The organism is Bradyrhizobium sp. AUGA SZCCT0176 (assembly GCF_018130145.1).
Lineage (GTDB): Bacteria > Pseudomonadota > Alphaproteobacteria > Rhizobiales > Xanthobacteraceae > Bradyrhizobium.
Genome location: NZ_JAFCMB010000013.1, coordinates 129,934 through 148,876 on the forward strand (window position 1 = coordinate 129,934; position 18,943 = coordinate 148,876).

The 18,943-nt window shown below is 61.6% G+C and carries 16 protein-coding genes; 13 read left to right on the forward strand and 3 right to left on the reverse strand.

The window, feature by feature from the left end:
* The first annotated feature begins 119 nt into the window (after positions 1–119).
* The 11 genes from pqqB (at position 120) to JQ600_RS26135 (ending at position 11,908) form a co-directional block, all read left to right on the forward strand.
* Positions 120–1,049 carry a pyrroloquinoline quinone biosynthesis protein PqqB gene (gene pqqB, locus JQ600_RS26085; RefSeq protein WP_212490152.1) on the forward strand — a complete coding sequence of 310 codons (930 nt, stop codon included), beginning with the start codon at positions 120–122 and terminating at the stop codon, positions 1,047–1,049.
* Between the two features lie 20 nt (positions 1,050–1,069).
* Positions 1,070–1,825, forward strand: coding sequence for a pyrroloquinoline-quinone synthase PqqC (pqqC, locus tag JQ600_RS26090; protein WP_249136097.1), 756 nt, complete (start codon positions 1,070–1,072; stop codon positions 1,823–1,825).
* Positions 1,826–1,865: 40 nt separating this feature from the next.
* Positions 1,866–2,177, forward strand: coding sequence for a pyrroloquinoline quinone biosynthesis peptide chaperone PqqD (gene pqqD, locus JQ600_RS26095; protein WP_212266907.1), 312 nt, complete (start codon positions 1,866–1,868; stop codon positions 2,175–2,177).
* The gene (gene pqqE / locus JQ600_RS26100) at positions 2,174–3,379 is read left to right on the forward strand and encodes a pyrroloquinoline quinone biosynthesis protein PqqE (RefSeq protein WP_212389844.1); all 1,206 of its coding nucleotides are present in this window, start codon (positions 2,174–2,176) and stop codon (positions 3,377–3,379) included. Before pqqD ends, pqqE begins: the two co-directional genes overlap by 4 nt.
* Positions 3,369–4,349: a prolyl aminopeptidase gene (pip, locus tag JQ600_RS26105; protein WP_212389845.1), complete on the forward strand. Its 981-nt coding sequence runs from the start codon at positions 3,369–3,371 to the stop codon at positions 4,347–4,349. The genes pqqE and pip overlap by 11 nt, the downstream gene beginning before the upstream one ends.
* 10 nt (positions 4,350–4,359) lie before the next feature.
* A complete protein-coding gene (locus tag JQ600_RS26110; RefSeq protein WP_212389846.1) occupies positions 4,360–5,031 on the forward strand; it encodes a DUF4286 family protein in 672 nt (223 codons plus the stop codon).
* 237 nt (positions 5,032–5,268) lie between these two features.
* Entirely contained in the window at positions 5,269–7,068 is a 1,800-nt protein-coding gene (locus JQ600_RS26115) for an FAD-dependent oxidoreductase (RefSeq protein ID WP_212389847.1), read from the forward strand.
* On the forward strand, positions 7,038–8,888 hold the full coding sequence (locus tag JQ600_RS26120) for a 2-oxoacid:acceptor oxidoreductase subunit alpha (protein ID WP_212389848.1): 1,851 nt from the start codon (positions 7,038–7,040) through the stop codon (positions 8,886–8,888). Before JQ600_RS26115 ends, JQ600_RS26120 begins: the two co-directional genes overlap by 31 nt.
* Complete coding sequence (locus tag JQ600_RS26125) at positions 8,885–9,940, forward strand: 2-oxoacid:ferredoxin oxidoreductase subunit beta (RefSeq protein ID WP_212266925.1); 1,056 nt, start codon at positions 8,885–8,887, stop codon at positions 9,938–9,940. The genes JQ600_RS26120 and JQ600_RS26125 overlap by 4 nt, the downstream gene beginning before the upstream one ends.
* A gap of 237 nt (positions 9,941–10,177) precedes the next feature.
* Entirely contained in the window at positions 10,178–11,041 is an 864-nt protein-coding gene (locus JQ600_RS26130; RefSeq protein ID WP_249132821.1) for a DUF4344 domain-containing metallopeptidase, read from the forward strand.
* 462 nt (positions 11,042–11,503) lie between these two features.
* Positions 11,504–11,908 (forward strand): hypothetical protein, encoded by a 405-nt coding sequence (locus JQ600_RS26135; RefSeq protein ID WP_212266996.1) that lies wholly within the window; start codon positions 11,504–11,506, stop codon positions 11,906–11,908.
* Between the two features lie 22 nt (positions 11,909–11,930).
* Here JQ600_RS26135 and JQ600_RS26140 read toward each other — a convergent pair whose 3' ends face one another.
* Genes JQ600_RS26140 through JQ600_RS26150 form a run of 3 tightly spaced genes read right to left on the reverse strand, consistent with a single transcriptional unit; the run spans position 11,931 to position 16,702 of the window.
* Positions 11,931–13,469, reverse strand: a complete 1,539-nt coding sequence (locus JQ600_RS26140) for a SpoVR family protein (protein WP_212389850.1) — start codon at positions 13,467–13,469, stop codon at positions 11,931–11,933.
* The gene (locus tag JQ600_RS26145; protein ID WP_212266999.1) at positions 13,466–14,737 is read right to left on the reverse strand and encodes a YeaH/YhbH family protein; all 1,272 of its coding nucleotides are present in this window, start codon (positions 14,735–14,737) and stop codon (positions 13,466–13,468) included. Before JQ600_RS26145 ends, JQ600_RS26140 begins: the two co-directional genes overlap by 4 nt.
* 21 nt (positions 14,738–14,758) lie before the next feature.
* The gene (locus JQ600_RS26150; RefSeq protein WP_212266931.1) at positions 14,759–16,702 is read right to left on the reverse strand and encodes a PrkA family serine protein kinase; all 1,944 of its coding nucleotides are present in this window, start codon (positions 16,700–16,702) and stop codon (positions 14,759–14,761) included.
* A gap of 951 nt (positions 16,703–17,653) precedes the next feature.
* On the opposite strand from JQ600_RS26150, the gene JQ600_RS26155 reads away from it, so the two are divergent.
* Positions 17,654–18,265 carry a hypothetical protein gene (locus JQ600_RS26155; RefSeq protein ID WP_212389851.1) on the forward strand — a complete coding sequence of 204 codons (612 nt, stop codon included), beginning with the start codon at positions 17,654–17,656 and terminating at the stop codon, positions 18,263–18,265.
* Positions 18,266–18,296: 31 nt separating this feature from the next.
* Positions 18,297–18,746, forward strand: a complete 450-nt coding sequence (locus JQ600_RS26160; RefSeq protein WP_212266937.1) for a DsrE family protein — start codon at positions 18,297–18,299, stop codon at positions 18,744–18,746.
* Positions 18,747–18,943 lie beyond the last annotated feature (197 nt).

Here is an 18,943-nt window from a genome sequence, read left to right on the forward strand (position 1 = left end):
GGATCTTTGGGCCTGACACGTTCCCGAACGCGGAACTGTGTCTTTGGCCCGGATCCACCTCGTAGCGTTTTGACCTTACCCGTTTGTGCCCAAGTTTTGAATTTGCCAGGAGACGGATCATGCTTCGCGTCGTCGTCCTGGGCGCCGCGGCGGGTGGCGGTGTTCCGCAGTGGAACTGCGGATGTCCGGTGTGCCGGACGGCCCGCAACGAACATCCCGAACTCCAGAGCACGCAGGCCTCGATCGCGGTCAGCGCCAATGGCGAGCACTGGTTCCTGATCAACGCCTCGCCGGATCTGCGCCAGCAATTGACCGCGACGCCGCAGCTTCATCCCAAGGCAGGCCAGCTCCGTCACAGTCCGATTGCGGGCGTCATCCTGACCAATGGCGAGATCGACGCGGTTGCAGGCCTGCTGTCGATGCGCGAGGGATCGCCCTTCATCCTCTATGCGCATGAGCGGGTGCTTGCGATCCTCAAATCCAACAGCATCTTTAATGTGCTGAGCGAAAAGAACGTGAAACGCCAGCCGATCGCGGTCGACCGGGCGTTCGAACCTGACTTGCCCGATGGCTCGCCATCCGGCATCGAAATCCTCCCCTTCGAAGTTCCCGGCAAGGGCGCCTGGTATCTCGAAGGCAAGGCGCATCCGGCCGGCGGCAGCGGTGTGGGCGATACGCTCGGGCTTCGAATCCTGGACAAAGCCAGCGGCAAATATCTCTATTTCCTTGCTGCCTGCGCGCGGGTGACCGACGATCTGAAGTCGCGGCTGAAAGGCGCCGCACTGGTGTTCTTTGACGGCACGGTGTGGCGCGACGACGAACTGGTTGCCGCGGGCCTCGGCAACAAAACCGGGCAAAGCATGGGACACATCTCGATGTCAGGCGAGAACGGCGCGATCGCAAGCCTTGAAGGACTCGACATCGGGCGCAAGATGTTTTTGCATATCAACAACTCCAACCCCGCCTTGCTGCACGGCTCGGACGAGCGCAAAACCGCCGAGCAGGCCGGCTGGCACATCCCCGCCGATGGAATGGAGATCACACTGTGAGCGTCGTGCCCGTCACCAGAATGACCGCGCTATCGATCGGCAAAGGCATTTCGCTCAATAACGCCGAGGAACTGGAGGCAACGCTGCGCCACATCGGCGCGACGCGCTATCACAACCTGCATCCGTTCCACCGGCTGCTGCATGGCGGCAAGCTCAACAAAGGCCAGGTGCAGGCCTGGGCGCTGAACCGCTATTTTTACCAGAGCACGATCCCGCTCAAGGACGCGATGGTGATCTCGCGATTCCGCGACCGCGCGACCCGCGTCGAATGGCGGCACCGGATCGAAGACCATGACGGCGATCTCGGCTCCGAAGGCGGCATCGAGCGCTGGCTCAAGCTGACCGAGGGCCTCGGGCTCGACAGCGCCTATGTGGAATCGACCGAAGGCATCCTGCCCGCGACGCGCTTTGCGGTGGAGGCCTATGTGCATTTCTGCCGCGACAAGACGCCGCTCGAGGCGATCGCCTCCTCGCTGACGGAACTGTTCGCGCCGAACCTGCATGAAGAGCGCATCTCGGGCATGCTGCAGCACTATGATTTCGTCAATCCCGACATCATGAGCTATTTCAGCCGCCGCCTGCAGCAGGCGCCGCGCGATGCCGGTTTTGCGCTCGACTACGTCAAGGCGCACGCCAGGACGCCGGCGGAACGCGAGGCGGTCTGCAACGCCCTGATCTTCAAGACCAATGTGCTATGGGTTCAGCTCGATGCGCTGTATCATGCTTATGTCGAGGGCCACATACCGCCCGGCGCGTTCGTGCCCCAAGGGGACTGAAGCCTAAGAACCGAAACCAAGAACCGGGATTTAGCGATCGATGGCTTTGGGCCGCAACATCAGTGTCAGCGAGGCGAGCCGGCCGAAATTGCCGCGGCACGCCAAGCTGAAATTCGATGAGACGCGGCAGGTCTGGGTGATCCTGGCGCCGGAGCGCGTGCTGGCGCCGGACGAAATCGCGGTCGAAGTGCTGCAGCTTTGCGACGGTGTTCGCAGCGTCTCTGCTATGATCGATCAGCTGACCGCGAAATACGCCGCGCCGCGCGAGGCAATTGCAACCGACGTCATCGCAATGCTGCAGGACCTCGCCGACAAGGGCTTTCTGACCGAAGCGCGCGAGAAGACGTCATGAGCGACATCCTCACCGACGGCAAAGCGGCAACCGCGCCCCATGACGGGCTCTCGGTGCTGGAACAGCGGCGCTCGACGGCGGAGACGTTCGGCATTCCGCTCGCGGTGCTGGCCGAGCTGACGCACCGCTGCCCGCTGCAATGCCCCTATTGCTCCAACCCGCTTGAGCTCGACCGCGGCGGCACTGAGCTGACCACCGAGGAATGGAAGAAGGTTCTGACCGAGCTCGCCGAAATCGGCGTGCTGCAGATCCATTTCTCCGGCGGCGAGCCGACCGCGCGCAAGGATCTGGTCGAACTGGTCCAGCACGCCAGCGATGTCGGGCTCTACAGCAATCTCATTACCTCGGCGGTGCTGCTGACACGCGAAAAACTGTCCGCACTGGCCGATGCCGGGCTGTGCCACGTGCAGATCAGTTTTCAGGGCAATGAGCCCATGGTGGCCGACCGCGTCGCGGGCCTGAAGAAGGCGCATGAGAAGAAGCTGGAGGTCGCGAAGTGGACGCGCGAGCTCGACCTGCCGCTGACGGTCAATGCCGTCATGCACCGGCAGAACCTGCACCAGCTTTCCGACATCATCCAGATGGCGGTCGATCTCGACGCCGACCGGCTCGAGGTCGCCAACGTGCAGTATTACGGCTGGGCACTGAAGAACCGCGCCGCCTTGATGCCGACGATGGCGCAGATCGAGGAGACCAGCCGGCTCGTCGAGGAAGCCGAAGTGCGGCTGAAGGGCATTCTCGCGATTGACTACGTCGTGCCGGATTATTACGCGTTGCGGCCGAAGAAATGCATGGGCGGCTGGGGCCGGCAATTCTTCAACATTTCACCTGCCGGCAAGATCCTGCCGTGTCACGCCGCCGAGAGCATCACCGGGCTCGAATTCCTTTCGGTGCGATCCAATCACTCGATCGCCTGGATCTGGCAGAATTCCGAAGCTTTCAACCGCTATCGCGGCACCGGCTGGATGCCTGAACCGTGCCAGAGCTGCGAGTTCAAGGAGATCGATTTCGGTGGCTGCCGCTGCCAGGCCTTTGCGCTGACCGGCGATGCCGGCAATACCGATCCGGCCTGCACGCTGTCGCCGATGCACGAGCAGATCTTCAAGCAGGCCGAGCAGGAAGCGGCCTCCGACAATAACCGTTTCCTCTATCGCAATTTCGCCGGCGGTACGCTGGAGACGGAAGGCGAGCATGGCGCCTGACGCCGACGCCGGAAAATCCGCCAAACGCGCCGATCCGTTTGCACCGCTGACCTCGGAGCAGCTCGATGTCGGCGATGGCCACGACATCTATGTCGAAAGCGTCGGCCGCATCGGCGGCATTGCGGCGGTCTATCTGCATGGCGGGCCCGGCAGCGGTTGCCAGCCCGATCACCGCCGGCTGTTCGACCCCGAGCGTTTCCACGCGGTGCTGTTCGACCAGCGCGGCGCCGGCCGCAGCCGCCCCAAGGGCAGGCGTGAAGACAATACCCTGCCGCATCTGATTGCGGACATGGAGAGGATCCGCGAGAAATTCGGCTTTGAGCGCTGGATGATCGTCGGCGGCTCCTGGGGCGCGACGCTGGCGCTGGCGTATGCGCAAGCGCATCCCGACCGCGTCACCGGCATCGTGCTGCGCGCCACCTTCCTCGGCACCCGCAAGGAGATCGAGGATGGATTCCTCGAGGTGCTGCCGCGCTTCTATCCGGCGCTGCACGCGGAGTTCCTCGACGTGTTGCCGCCAGCGGAACGCACGCACCCGATCGACGCATATTTCCGCCGCATCCTCAATCCCGATACCGCCGTGCATGGCCCGGCCGCACGGGCATGGGGCGAGACCGAACGCATCCTCTCCGAGCACACGCCCGGCCGCGCCCGGCTCGATCCGGTCAACTCGTCGCGCGCCCTGCCCGCCACGCCGTTCATGGAAGCGCATTATTTCGCCAATGACTGCTTCATGAGGCCGAGCCAGCTGATCGAAGAGGCCGGCAGGCTTGCTGACATTCCCGGCATCATCGTGCAGGGCCGTTATGATTTGCTGTGCCCGCCGGCGACCTCGCATGCGCTTGCCGCGGTGTGGCGCCAGGCCGAGGTTCGCCTGGTCGAAGGCGCCGGCCACACGCTGTACGATCCCGGCGTCCGCGACGCCGTGATGAAAGCGGTCGCGGACATGGCTTCCAAGATTACCAGATAGGGATTCCGAAATGCCGATAGCCGGAAAAGGCATGCTGCTGACGTCGATGAATATCGATGCCGCCGACGAGGCCGAATTCAATCGCTGGTACGACCGCGAACATCTCGAAGAGCGCGTCGCGATGCCCGGTTTCCTCGAAGCGCGGCGCTATGTCGCGCACGATGGCGACCCGAAGTATCTCAGCCTGTATTCCACCGAAACCATCGAGGTGCTGGACAGCCCGTTCTACCGCACTGCGCTCGCCAACCAGACCGCCTGGTCGAAGGCCAACATCGCCCGCTTCAAGAACATGATCCGGGGCGTTTCGCGTATCACCATCAGCCACGGCACCGGCCGTGGCGCCGTGCTCGGCATCATCCGGCTGCGGCCGCCCGCCGGCGGCGAGGAAAAACTACGTACCGCACTGCGGGATCAACTTGATCCCACAGGACTCGACGGCATCATCTCCATGCACCTGCTGGAGAACAATCCGACGCTGTCGAAACCGATCACTGATGACCCCGCAGCGCCCAATCCAGGCGCCGGCGACTGGTTTATGCTGATCGACGCCACCGATGTCGGCGCAGTCCCGGCGGCCGCGGCGCGCTTCAACGACAATGCCGCGATCAAGCCACTGGTGGTAACGAGCGGCGTTTACCGGCTGATGTGGGATCTGGCGAAGAGCGATCTGCCGCGCGCGTAACATTGGCGACGAAGCGGTGCTCATGCTGCACCGCCGCATAATACCAGCGAGTATTAACGTTCACGCGTGCCTGCATTGAAAGCTGGCGATCGCGCAAATTTGCCTTTGTGACTCATCTGGAATGGCTCTAAGCTCCGATAAGATAAGCCTATGATCCAATTCAAAAACCACAAGAACGCCTACTGAGCGTTCAGGCAAACAAGGCCGCGTTCGGATTGCTACGCGGAAAAGGCAGGAATGAAACCGACTGATATCTCGGCGCCGGACTACTTTCACAAAGTGGTTGATTGCCAATGGGCCTGCCCCGCTCACACGCCAGTTCCCGAATATATCCGTTTGATTGCCGAGGGGCGGTATAGCGACGCCTACATGATCAACTGGAAATCGAATGTGTTTCCCGGAATTCTGGGACGCACCTGCGATCGACCATGCGAGCCGGCCTGCCGTCGCGGCCGCGTCGAGGAAACACCCGTTGCGATCTGCCGGCTGAAGCGGGTCGCCGCCGATTTCAAGGACGACGTCAAGCACCGCATGCCGAAGGTATCGGCGAAGAACGGCAAGCGCATCGCGCTGGTCGGCGGCGGTCCCGCTTCGCTTGCGGTGGCGCGCGATCTTGCGCCGCTCGGCTATCACTGCACCGTGTTCGATGCCGACCCCAAGGCGGGCGGCATGATGCGCAGCCAGATTCCAAAGTTCCGGCTGCCGGATTCGGTGATCGACGAGGAAACCGATTACATCCTGGGCCTCGGCATCGAGTTCAAGGGCGGTCATCGCGTCGACAGCCTGAAGAAGCTGATGGCTGAAAATTATGACGCGATCTTCGTCGGTTCCGGCGCGCCGCGCGGCCGCGAGCTCGAGATCCCCGGCCGCAAGGAGGCCGCCGCCAATATCCATATCGGCATCGAATGGCTGGCTTCGGTTTCGTTCGGCCATGTCGAGAAGATCGGCCGCCGCGTGATCGTGCTCGGCGGCGGCAACACCGCGATGGATTGCTGCCGCACCGCGCGCCGCCTCGGCGGAGAAGACGTCAAGGTGATCGTGCGTTCCGGCTTCGAGGAAATGAAGGCGAGCCCCTGGGAAAAGGAAGACGCCATCCACGAGGACATTCCGATCCTCAATTTCATGGTGCCGGTGGCATTCAAGCATGTAGCCGGCAAGCTCATCGGCGTCACCTTTCAGAAGGTGAAGGCGGAATATGACGCCAAGGGCCGGCGCAACCTGGTGCCCGCGGGCGAACCGGACCAGACCATTCCCTGCGACGACGTGCTGGTCGCGGTCGGGCAGGAAAACGCTTTCCCCTGGATCGAGCGCGACTGCGGCATCGAGTTCGACAAGTGGAACATGCCGCAGGTCGATGCCAAGACTTTCGCTTCGACCAACCCGAAAGTGTTCTTCGGCGGTGACGCGGCGTTCGGCCCCAAGAACATCATCTGGGCGGTGGCGCACGGGCATGACGCCGCGCTGTCGATCCACAAGATGCTCTCCGGCGAGGACATCACCGAGCGCCCGCTTCCCGAAGTGAATGTCTCGTCGCAGAAGATGGGCATCCACGAGTGGAGCTACGACAACGACATCTCCGCCGACAAGCGCTACAAGGTGCCGCACCGCGACAAGGTGATCGCCCTCAAGGACATCCGCGCCGAGGTCGAGCTCGGCTACGACGTCAAGCTCGCGCTCGGTGAAGCGCAGCGCTGCCTGAACTGCGACATTCAGACGATTTTCAGCGCCCCCGCCTGCATCGAATGCGACGCCTGCGTCGACATCTGCCCGATGGACTGCATCACCTTCACGGAGAACGGCGAGGAAGAGGACCTGCGGACACGGCTGAAGGCGCCCTCGCCGCATCACGACCAGGCGCTCTATGTCGCCGATGGGCTCAAGACCGGGCGCGTCATGGTGAAGGACGAAGACGTCTGCCTGCATTGCGGGCTCTGCGCCGAGCGGTGTCCCACCGGAGCCTGGGACATGCAGAAGTACCTCATCGATATGACTCACGCGGGATCAACATGTCAGACCAAAGCCCGATCAGCAGCGTAAACGACTTCGTCGTCCGTTTCGCCAACGTCAACGGCTCGGGTTCGGCCAGCGCCAACGAGCTGTTCGCGCGCTCGATCCTGCGCCACGGCGTGCCGGTGAGCCCGCGCAACATCTTTCCCTCCAACATCCAGGGACTTCCGACCTGGTACGAGGTGCGGGTGACCGAGGAAGGCCATCTCGGCGCCCGCGGCGGCGTCGACATGATGGTGGCGATGAACCCGCAGACCTGGGACAAGGACGTCGGCTCGATCGAGCCCGGCGGCTATCTGTTCTACGATTCCACCAAGCCGATGCCGACGTCGAAATTCCGCGCCGACATCAACGTCATCGGCGTACCGCTGACCGCGATCACCAACTCGACCTATACCGATCCGCGCCAGCGCCAGCTGTTCAAGAACATCATCTATCTCGGCGCGATGTGCGCCCTGCTCGAAATGGACCCGAAGATCGTCGAGCAATTGATATCAGAACAGTACAAGGGCAAGGAAAAGCTGTTGTCCTCGAACGTCCACGCGCTGCATCTGGGCCGCGACTGGGCGTTGCAGAACCTGAAATGCCCGATCGGGCTGCAGGTGAAGAAAGCCGACAAGGTCGGCGACCGCATCTTCATGGAAGGCAACAGCGCGGCCGCGCTCGGCGCCGTCTATGGCGGCGCCACCGTCTGCGCCTGGTATCCGATCACGCCGTCGTCGTCGGTGGCGGAGGCCTTCACCAGCCACTGCAAGAAGCTGCGGCACGACCCCGAAACCGGCAAGGCCAAATACGCTATCGTGCAGGGCGAGGACGAGCTTGCATCGATCGGCATGGTGATCGGCGCCTCCTGGAACGGCGCGCGCGCCTTCACCGCGACTTCCGGGCCCGGCGTCTCGCTGATGACGGAATTCATCGGCCTCTCGTACTTCGCCGAAATTCCCGGCGTGATCATGAACATCCAGCGCGCCGGCCCCTCGACCGGCATGCCGACGCGCACCCAGCAATGCGACATCATCGCCTGCGCCTATGCTTCGCACGGCGACACCAAGCATATCCTGTTGTTCCCGGAAGACCCGGCGGAAGCGTTCGAATTCGCGGCGCAATCGTTCGATCTCGCCGAGCGGTTGCAGACCATGATCTTCCTGATGCTCGACCTCGACATCGGCATGAACCACCGGCTCTGCCGTCCACTGAAGTGGGACGACGCCCGGCAATATGACCGCGGCAAGGTGATGACCGCAGAGATGCTCGACGAGCCCGGCCGCGATTTCGGCCGCTATCTCGACGTCGACGGCGACGGCATTCCCTACCGCACCTATCCCGGCACGCATCCGACCAAAGGCTCGTTCTTCACCCGCGGTACCTCGCGCGACCGCTATGCGCGCTATTCGGAAGAAGGCGCCGTCTACGCCGACAACATGCAGCGGCTGATGCGCAAGTTCGAGACCGCGCAGGACATGGTGCCGCGGCCGCTGCAGGCCAACGCCGCCAAGCCGACCAAGTACGGCGTGATCTATTTCGGCTCGACCGCACCGGCGATGGACGAGGCGATCGGCCTGCTCGAGGCGCGCGGGCACCACCTCGACCGCATGCGGATTCGCGCCTTCCCGTTCCACTCCAGCGTCGCCAGCTTCATTGCCGACCATGACTTCGTTTACGTGGTCGAGCAGAACCGCGACGCCCAGCTGCGCCAGTTGATCGTGAACGAGAACGGCATCGATCCGGTGCGGCTGGTGCCGATCCTGCACTATGACGGCACTCCGATCACCGCGCGCTTCATCGCCAGCGCCATCGGCGACCATCAGGACCATCTGAAAGTGACTCCTCTCCGCAAGGCCGTGTCATGACCTACATTGCAAAACCGAAATTCCACCATCCTGGCCTGCCGAAGAACGATCTCGGCTACACCCACCGGGACTACGAGGGCAAGATTTCGACGCTGTGCGCCGGCTGCGGTCACGACTCGATCACCGCCTCGATCATCGAGGCCTGCTACGAGTTGTCGATCGAACCGCATCGCGTGGCCAAGATTTCCGGCATCGGCTGCTCCTCGAAAACGCCGGACTATTTCCTCGGCAATTCGCACGGCTTCAACTCGGTGCACGGCCGCATGCCGTCGGTCCTGACCGGCGCCAACCTCGCCAACCGCGACCTGATCTATCTCGGCGTCTCCGGCGACGGCGATTCCGCCTCGATCGGCTTCGGCCAGTTCGCCCATTCGATCCGGCGCGGCGTCAACATGACCTATATCGTCGAGAACAACGGCGTTTACGGTCTGACCAAGGGCCAGTTCTCGGCCACCGCCGACCGCGGCTCGAAATCCAAGAAGGGTGTGATGAACACCGACAACGCCATCGATCTGGTTGCGATCGCACTGCAGCTCGGCGCCAGCTTCGTGGCGCGCAGCTTCTCCGGCGACAAGACCCAGCTGGTGCCGCTGATCGCCGCCGCCATCCGTCACAAGGGCGCGTCATTCATCGACGTCATCAGCCCCTGCATCGCCTTCAACAACCACGCCGGCTCGACCAAGAGTTTTGACTACGTCCGCGAACATAACGACGCGGTCAACCGCCTCGACGTCATCACCAGCCGTGACCCCATCACCGTCGATTATGCCCCGGGCTCGGTGCAGGTGGTGGAGCAGCACGACGGCACCAGGCTGGCGCTACGCAAGATCGACGCCGATTACGACGCCAATGACCGGCTGGCGGCGATGACCTTCCTGCAGAAGCACGCCGCCAAGGGCCAGGTGGTAACCGGCTTGCTCTATGTCGATCCCGACGCCGAAGACATGCACACCCATCTCGACACCGTCGAGACGCCGCTCAATACGCTGGAAGCCAAGGAATTGTGCCCGGGCTCGTCAGCGCTGGAAAAGATCAACGCCAGCCTGCGTTAGCGCATGCAGTCGTCAGGCTGCAACGTCGATGCATCCTGCGATATGAGCTTTAGCCTCGGAAGCAGGCATCGGTTGGCGTGCCTGCTTGCGTCCAAGCAGTCATCGCGGCCGCGCTGCCGACAATAAGCCCGACCGGATTCGTTATCCACGGAATCCGACGGGCGTGCTATGGCTGCTCGACCACGCGTCGATACACTTGCCGCCGTAAATTTTTATCATTCATAGTTGAGAGATATGATGAGGCACAAACCTGCCGCGATTGCCGCGGCCCTGGCGGCAACGATCTTTTGGACCGTCGGCAGTGCAAGCGCAGCCCCCAAAAGCAAGCCGAACCAGATCAAGTACGAATATGTGTCGCCAAAGGACCCGGCACATCAGCCGATCCACGACCAAATGAAGCAGGGTCACGCACTCGAACACCTGCAGGAACTGCTTAGTCCACTCCGCCTTTCCTACCCGCTGACGCTGAAGGTCGCGGGTTGCGACGGCGCCGCAAACGCCTGGTACGACGATGAAGTCATCACCGTGTGTTACGAAATGCTGGCGAACATCCTGAAGAGCGCGCCGCCGCAAGACCTTCCCGGCGGATTATCCCGGGCCGACACTGTGCTGGGCCCAATTCTCGCGGTGTTCCTGCACGAGACCGCGCATGCGGTTTTCAACATGCTGCAAATACCCGTGCTCGGCCGCGAGGAAGATGCCGCCGATCAGTTCGCCGCCTACGTCATGCTTCGACTAAGCACGGACGAGGCCCGCAGAATGATCCTGGGCTCCGCCTATCATCATGCGATTCAGATGCCGGGACCGCATGTCACCGTTCCGATCCAATCGCTTTCAGGTGAGCATTCGACGCCGGCGCAGCGGACGTTCAACATTCTGTGCGTCGCCTATGGCGCAGACAAGACGTTGTTTGCCGACGTCGTCGAAAGGGGCTTCCTGCCCAAGGACCGGGCCGAGGTCTGCGCAAGGGAATACGATGACCTCAACTTTGCCATGACCAAGCTGATCAAGCCGCATATTGACCAGCGCCTTGCCGGAAAATTTCACGGAACCTGGGCACGAACCGTCAACGCCCGTCGCGCAAACCTGGCGCGTCGATAGGATTTGGGGACGCGGGAACAGCCGACACCTAACCCACCCCGCGGCCGACCAGCGAATTGTGCCTCGGCTCGTCAGCGCTGGAAAAGATCAACGCCGGCCTGCGGCAGAGCGGGACGTACGAAGAAAGGGTCTGCCGAGTGCACCCGACCTTATTGTGCGCGTCTCAATGCGGTTGCACTGGTAGCAACGGAAAACCTTGATGAGTGGCTTGGCCCCGATAGCGGGCAGCTTGCCTAACAGCCGCATTTCGGCGTGGCACTTTTCGCAAACTCGGATTTCCCGTATTGGCTGACCCATCTCGATAGGATGTGTACGAAACCAGTCGGAACAATGGAGTTTTGCTCCGTAAGACTACGGCAAAAGAAAAGCCGCCCTTTCCGAGAGGGCGGCGATTAATGGAGTCTTAGGCTGGTCGTGCCGATGATCGACCCTCTTGTGAACGCTCAAGGAAGAGGTTCCACCGTGCTCAAGGACGGTACTTATGCGGCATGGTTCAAGACCCCGGTAAGCCAAGGCACTGGCATCGTCCATGTTGCAAACGGCAGGATCTGGGGGCGCGACGGCGTCATGACCTACGAGGGGTCATGCGAAGTCGACGGAGACCGATTCACCGCAGTCGTCATCACAAGAAAACACACCGACGGGCTGCCAACCGTATTTGGCGATGATCAGGAACTCGAGCTTAAGCTGCAGGGAACGTGCACCGGCAAGATAGCGACCTACATCGGAACGGCGGAACAGTTCCCAGGCCTGCTCCTGGAGGGAACGCTCATTTACAACCAGCAGGCGCGCGCCCCGGAGGCGAGCGAGCCCATACCAGCATTCGATCCGCACAAACTGCCGAAGTTGCCGACGCGCGGGCGCTGATCGCTCGGGATCGCCGGAGTAGCTACGCCACCGCGGCCAGCCCGCGCGGGTTGGCGACGTATTCCTTCAGCACCTTGCCGGTCGCGTCGACCTCGACCAGCGAGACGTTGTATGTCCAGAGGTCGGCGAGGTGCTGCAGCACGCGCTTGGCGTCGGTGTCATTGAGCTGCGCGCCGTTCAACACGGTATGGCGCAGCATCAAATGACGATCGCCGGCGAGATCGACATCGACGACTTCGATATTGGCATCGATGAAGCCGACATCGTACGTCCGCGACAGCGCGCGGCGCACGCGCCGATAGCCGCGCTCGTCGTGGATCGCATCGACCTTGATGCCGGCGGTCTCCGCCGGATCATCATGCAAATGGAACATGCGGAAGTGCCGCATCAGCCGCGGTGAGAGGAACTGGCTGATGAAGCTCTCGTCGCGGTAATTGGCCCAGACATCGCGGAGCACGCCCATCGTATCGCCCTTGCCGGCGATATCCGGGAACCATTCGCGATCCTCGTCCTCGGGATTGGTCACGATGCGCTCGATATCCTGCATCATCGCAAAACCGAGCGCGTAGGGGTTGAAGCCCGAGAAATATTTACTGTCGAAGTCGGGCTGGAATACGACGTTGGTATGCGACGACAGGAATTCGAGGAAATTGCCGTCGGAGAGCCGCCCCTGCAGGTGCAGCCGGTTCATGATGCGGTAATGAACGTAGGTCGCGGTGCCCTCGTTCATGACCTTGGTCTGGCTCTGCGGGTAAAAATACTGTGCGATGTGCCGCACGATTCGCAGCAGCTCGCGCTGCCAGGGCGCCAGGCGCGGCGCGGTCTTTTCCAGGAAGTACAGGATGTTTTCCTGCGGCAGGCCGAGCAGCGCGCGGCGGCGATCGGCGCTCAGCGTTGCCACGCTCTTGACCGGTCCGGTCGGAATGGTCCGCCACAAATCATTGAACACGCTTTCTTCGTGCTGGCGGCGGTACTGGGCCCGTTTCTCCTCGACGCGCAGGTCGGGCAGCTTCTTGCCGGGATAGCGGTTGATGCCATGCGACATCAGCGCGTGCGCTGCATCGAGCGTCTGCTCGACCGCCAACCGGCCGTGGCGATCCTCGCACTGCGCGACGTAGGTCTTGGCGAACTCGAGATAATCGAGAATGCCGTCGGCATCCGTCCATTGCTTGAACAGATAATTGTTCTTGAAGAAATGATTGTGGCCGAAGGCGGCGTGCGCGATCACCAGGGTCTGCATGGTCGCGGTGTTCTCCTCCATCAAATAGGAGATGCACGGCGACGAGTTGATGACGATCTCATAGGCCAGGCCCATCAGGCCCTTGCGGTAGGACGCCTGCTGATAGGCGAAGTGCTTGCCGAACGACCAGTGCTTGTAGAACAAGGGCATGCCGACCGAGCAATAGGCGTCCAGCATCTGCTCGGCCGTGATCACCTCGATCTGGTTCGGATAGACGTTGAGCCCGAGTTCGGACTCCGCGATCTCCTCGCAGGCGTCGTGGATCCGCTGCAGCGTCGGGAAATCCCAATCGGCGCCCTGAAACAGCCGCTTGTCTGTCATGGTGCCCTTTCCTGTCTTACACGGCGCTGGAAGAGATCGTGAAACACCGGGAAGATTTCGCTGCGCTCGCAGACCTTGCGCATCGACAGCGGCGCGCCGGCGAGGCGCAGGCGCTCATACAGCGTCCATAGCGACGAATCCGGCATCTCGAAGGTCAGGCCGGCATCCTGGCCGACCTCGAGATAGGCAAAAAACTGGCTGACCGGCAGAATCTTCTCGGTCAGCAGCCGGCCCGCCACCTCGCCGTCGGACGTGGAATTGTCGCCATCGGAAGCCTGCGCGGCGTAGATATTCCAGTCCGCCGGGCGGAACCGCGAACGCACGATCTCGTGCATTTCCTGCAGTGCACTCGACACCAGCGTGCCGCCCGATGCCGGGCCATGGAAGAATGTATCCTCGTCGACCTCTTCGGCGCGGTCGGTATGGCGGATAAAGACGATCTCAACATGGCGATAGCGCCGCTTCAGGAAGACATAGAGCAGCGTGTAGAAGCGCTTGGCGAGATCCTTCATGTGCTCGGTCATCGAGCCCGAGACGTCCATCAGGCAGAACATCACGGCCTGGGCTATCGGCTTCGGCGTGGTCTCGAACCGCCGATATCGGATGTCGATCGGATCGATGAACGGGATCCGCTTGGCCTTGGCTTTCAGGGCTTCGATCTCGGCCAGCAGTTCGGCGCGGCGCGCCTCGTCGCCGCAAATCAGCAGCTCAGCTTCGAGGGCCGCGATCTCTTCCGGCTTCGGCCGCCGCAATGCCACCCGCCGCGCCATCGCGCGGCTCACGGTACGGGGAATGGAAATATTCGCCGGCGAACCTGATGTCGCATAACCGGCGCGGCGGATTCCTTCGCTCTCCACCTCGGCAAGCTTGCGCTTGGCGAGATCAGGCAATTCGAGATCGTCCAGGAACAGGTCGACGAATTCCTCGCGGCTGAGAACGAAGCGGAACGCGTCTTCGCTGTCGCCTTCACCCGCGCCGCCGGCCTTGCCGCCCGAGCCGCCCGAGCGCGGCAGCATGTCGCCTTCGATGAACTTCTTGTTTCCGGGAAGCACCATGTCGCGGGTGCCGCCTTCACGGCGGAACCGCGGCTCGTCCATGCCGTCGAGCGGTATGCTGACCACGCCGCCTTCCAGGACATCCTTGATGTCCCGGTCGTGCGAGGTCTTCTTGACCGCCTGCTGAACCAGCGCCTTCGCCCGGCGCAGGAACCGCTGACGGTTCTCGAGACTCTTGCTGCCCGGATTCAGCCGCCGGTCAACGATGTGAATAGCAACCACTTCGCATCCGCCTCAGCCGGCTTGCTTCACGCGCATGTACCATTCGACGAGCCGGCGGACCTGCCGTTCGGTGTAACCGCGGTCCACCATCCGCGCGACGAAATCGTCGTGCTTCTTCTCAGTTTCGCCGTCCTTTTTCGAGCCGAACGAAATGACGGGCAGCAGATCTTCCACTTGCGAGAATATCCGCTTTTCGATCACCTCGCGAACCTTTTCATAGCTGGTCCAGCCCGGATTCTTGCCGCCGTTCTGGGCCCGCGACCGCAGCGAGAACTTCACGACCTCGTTACGGAAGTCCTTCGGGTTGGCGATGCCCGCAGGTTTCTCGATCTTGGTCAGCTCCTGATTGAGCAATTCACGATCGAGCAATTGTCCGGTGTCGGGATCCTTGAAGTCCTGATCTTCGATCCAGGCGTCGGCGTAATCCACGTAACGGTCGAACAGGTTCTGGCCATAATCCGAATAGGATTCGAGATAGGCTTTCTGAATCTCGTTTCCGATGAACTCGGCATATCGCGGCACCAGTTCGGCCTTGATGAATTCGAGGTAACGCTTTTCGGTCTCATCAGGGAGCTGCTCGCGACGGATCGACTGTTCCAGCGCATACATCAGGTGAACGGCATCCGCGCCGACCTCCGACGTATCGTGATTGTAGGTTGCGGCGAGCACCTTGAACGCGAAGCGGGTCGAGACGCCGTCCATGCCTTCGTCGACACCGGCGGCATCCTTGTATTCCTGGACGCTGCGGGCCTTGGGATCGGACTCTTTCAGGCTTTCGCCGTCATAGACCCGCATCTTTGCAAACACGGTGGAGTTTTCGTGACGGCGCAGCCGCGACATCACCGAGAAGCGCGCCAGCGTCTCCAGCGTCGACGGCGCGCAGGGCGCGGCGGCGAGTTCAGAGCCCTGGATCAGCTTCTCGTAGATCTTCTGTTCTTCGGTGACGCGCAGGCAATACGGCACCTTGATGACGCAAATGCGGTCGATGAAGGCTTCGTTGTTCTTGTTGGTCTTGAAGCTCTGCCATTCGGACTCGTTGGAGTGCGCAAGAATGACACCGGTAAAGGGGATCGCACCGATGTTTTCGGTTCCGATGTAATTCCCTTCCTGCGTCGCCGTCAGCAGCGGATGCAGCATCTTGATCGGCGCCTTGAACATCTCGACGAATTCGAGGATGCCCTGGTTGGCGCGGTTCAAGCCGCCGGAATAGCTGTAGGCGTCGGGGTCGTTCTGGGCAAAGGTTTCCAGCTTGCGGATGTCGACCTTGCCGACCAGCGAGGAGATGTCCTGGTTGTTTTCATCACCCGGCTCGGTCTTGGCGACCGCGATCTGCCGCAGCCGCGACGGCTGGATCTTGGCGACACGGAATTGCGAGATGTCGCCGCCGAACGATTCGAGCCGCTTGTAGCACCACGGGCTCATCAAGCCGTTGAGGCGGCGGCGCGGAATGCCGTATTTTTCCTCGAGCATCGGCCCGAGTGTTTCCGGGTCAAACAGGCTGAGCGGGCTTTCAAAGACGGGACTGAGTTCGTCGCCGGCCTTCAAGACATAAATGGGGTGAACCTCCATCAACGCCTTCAGGCGTTCGGCGAGCGATGACTTGCCGCCGCCGACGGGCCCGAGCAGATAGAGGATCTGCTTGCGCTCTTCGAGGCCTTGAGCCGCGTGCCGGAAGAATCCGACGATGCGCTCGATCGTTTCCTCCATGCCATAGAAGCCGGCAAAGGCCGGATAGGTGCGCATGGTGCGGTTCAAAAAAATACGGCCAAGGCGTTGGTCCCTGGCCGTGTCGATCATCTGAGGTTCGCCAATTGCCGCGAGCAACCGTTCGGCCGCATTCGCATATTTAAGTGGATCGCTTCGACACGATTCCAGATAGTCCGCCATCGACATGTCGCTCTGACTTCTGGCTTCGAAGGAGCGAGCAAACGCGTTGAACAGAGAATCGTTGTACATAGATTCATCTCCTCATGGTTCAGCTATAACGTAGGATGCGCTGGCCAAGTTCCAAGCCCCGGCAAGCCTCCTGCGTACCCAATCGCGAATCACCAACAGCAGATGTGATATCTGACACGCGACTGACTCCCTCACGCAATGCAATAGTCATGCTAAACGACTCGGGAGCTCAAGAATGTACTGGAATCCACTGAATCTGTAACCGGAGTGCAACATGCGGCATCCGGAGAAGTACTGGTTTTTCAGGTAGATGAACGAACCTGCAGAATTCGTGCGGTTGAACACGCGCCGCCGCAATGCTTGTCGATTCATTAATGCACGCCGCGCGCGGCGTCCGTTCAGCGCGTTGGACCATAACGGGCGATCGGAAATCCAGATCACTCCAGGCTGCGTCATCCTCGGCAGATCATCTCTCTGTTCGGTGTCGTTCGACGAATCCAAACGCGCGAATTCCGCTTCTCGGGCTTATGCCACTCACCACGACGGGTGACGTTTGCGTTCTCGTCGGCATGAACGCCGTCACGGCGGCGTTCATTGCGACTGTAATCAAGTCCCGAACGCGGCGAACCGATACAAGAGGCTCGCGCGCTAGTACTTTTGGATTAGTCCGGCGCAACCAATTCGCCGGTCCTCCTGAGTGCGGCGCAAAAACGAAACCCGCGCTGCGTCCAATTGGGTCAGGCGTGCTCCAGGTCATGGTCCGAATTGGACACCGGCCGGGATTTATTGTGCAAGGCACAATGCGGGCAAATCATGGGGCGCGAATGGGCGCGTCGCTCAATATTTAGGCAAGCGGCTGCCAGCAGCACGGTTTTCCCGCCAACTGCCTGAAATTGAACGCAGCCGCGGCCGCCTGCGACCAATCAACAGATCGAAGCCGAACCTTGGCGGCGCCTGGCGCCGCACCGCTTCCGTGCGGACGGTCGGTGTGTCACGCATTTAGGGACGATCATGAAGCGTATCTTCCTGTGTACCCTCACGCTGGCCGCGATGGCCTCGCTTGCCGGCCCCGGCCATGCCCAGGACGACGTCGACAAGGCAAGAGCTGCCGCCTTCGACAACAGGATGTTCGCCGGCCCCCTCGGTCAAAAGACCTATGCCTGCTTCGTCCGCCGCTATGACGCCAACCACCTGGCGCAGCATCCCAAGCAAAAAGTCAGCGCGATGAAGCTGCTGGTCACCGCCGAAAACCCGCCGGAAGAGAAGATCACCAATTACTCCTTCCGCATCGGCGTCAAATATCGGCATCGGCCGGGCAATTTCGACTCCAGCGGCTATTGCAACCATGTCGTCGCCGAGGACAAAGGCAACGAGATCCGCTTCGGCTGCGGCATCGATTGCGACGGCGGCGGCATCGATGTCGCGATGAAGGACGACAAATCCGCCATCATCCGGCTGGAGCGGATCAGGATCTGGGAGCGCAGCAAGCCCGACGACGATGCCAGCAATGATCTGGTAGCCGGCGCCGACGACAAGATTTTCCGGGTCGATCGCGCCGATCTGCGCGAATGTGCCGAGCTGGTGACCGACCGCAAGGAACTCGCGGCGCTCAGGCATAAGTGACAGCTCAGAGGCAATCGAGTTGGAGGACGCCATGCATCGACGCAGCATCTTGTGGGCCGCGGCGTCCGCTTTCGGCGCCGCCTTTGCCGCCTCGCGCGCCAGCGCGGCCACCGAGGCGCCGCCGACGAAAAAACTGAAAGTGGTCTATCACCTCAACGACCTCGACAAGGTCAGCTCTGTCGTCGGCAACATCCAGAACCATCTCGACGGCGTCGGCGGGCCCGACAACGTCACCATCGCTCTGGTCGTTCACGGCCAGGCGCTGCGCGCGTTCCACGCGTCCGCGGCCAATCCCGATCTGACACGGCATATCGGCCAGTTCGCCAAGGCCGGAATTGAACTCGCCGTCTGCGGCAACACCATGAAATCCCAGAAAGTCGGCCTCGCCGATCTCTTGCCGGGCTTCATTTCCGCCGACCAGGGCGGCGTGGTGCGCATCGCCGAGTTGCAATCGCAGGGCTATCTCTATTTGCGACCCTGATCGCAATCTGCGATCGTGATCGCGGCGTCCGCTTTCCCGTCACAAAATTGTGCTGGATTTCGTCAACTCTCCGGGTGCTCATCCCGGGGATCGAACTGACATAAATGGCGTTATCCGACCGGATACACCCATTCCGACCGGCAGCCATTCCATCACTTGCCATCCACTTGCCATCCAATTGTTGACATTCCCGCCTC

Excerpts from the sequence above, each read along its gene's own strand:
- JQ600_RS26115 (WP_212389847.1), top strand. The coding sequence starts at position 5,269 with ATGAAACCGACTGATATCTCGGCGCCGGACTACTTTCACAAAGTGGTT.
- pqqD (WP_212266907.1), top strand. The coding sequence starts at position 1,866 with ATGGCTTTGGGCCGCAACATCAGTGTCAGCGAGGCGAGCCGGCCGAAA.
- JQ600_RS26120 (WP_212389848.1), top strand. The coding sequence starts at position 7,038 with ATGTCAGACCAAAGCCCGATCAGCAGCGTAAACGACTTCGTCGTCCGT.
- JQ600_RS26160 (WP_212266937.1), top strand. The coding sequence starts at position 18,297 with ATGCATCGACGCAGCATCTTGTGGGCCGCGGCGTCCGCTTTCGGCGCC.
- JQ600_RS26155 (WP_212389851.1), top strand. The coding sequence starts at position 17,654 with ATGAAGCGTATCTTCCTGTGTACCCTCACGCTGGCCGCGATGGCCTCG.
- pqqC (WP_249136097.1), top strand. The coding sequence starts at position 1,070 with ATGACCGCGCTATCGATCGGCAAAGGCATTTCGCTCAATAACGCCGAG.
- JQ600_RS26150 (WP_212266931.1), bottom strand. The coding sequence starts at position 16,702 with ATGTACAACGATTCTCTGTTCAACGCGTTTGCTCGCTCCTTCGAAGCC.
- JQ600_RS26125 (WP_212266925.1), top strand. The coding sequence starts at position 8,885 with ATGACCTACATTGCAAAACCGAAATTCCACCATCCTGGCCTGCCGAAG.
- pqqB (WP_212490152.1), top strand. The coding sequence starts at position 120 with ATGCTTCGCGTCGTCGTCCTGGGCGCCGCGGCGGGTGGCGGTGTTCCG.
- pip (WP_212389845.1), top strand. The coding sequence starts at position 3,369 with ATGGCGCCTGACGCCGACGCCGGAAAATCCGCCAAACGCGCCGATCCG.
- JQ600_RS26130 (WP_249132821.1), top strand. The coding sequence starts at position 10,178 with ATGAGGCACAAACCTGCCGCGATTGCCGCGGCCCTGGCGGCAACGATC.
- JQ600_RS26140 (WP_212389850.1), bottom strand. The coding sequence starts at position 13,469 with ATGACAGACAAGCGGCTGTTTCAGGGCGCCGATTGGGATTTCCCGACG.
- pqqE (WP_212389844.1), top strand. The coding sequence starts at position 2,174 with ATGAGCGACATCCTCACCGACGGCAAAGCGGCAACCGCGCCCCATGAC.
- JQ600_RS26110 (WP_212389846.1), top strand. The coding sequence starts at position 4,360 with ATGCCGATAGCCGGAAAAGGCATGCTGCTGACGTCGATGAATATCGAT.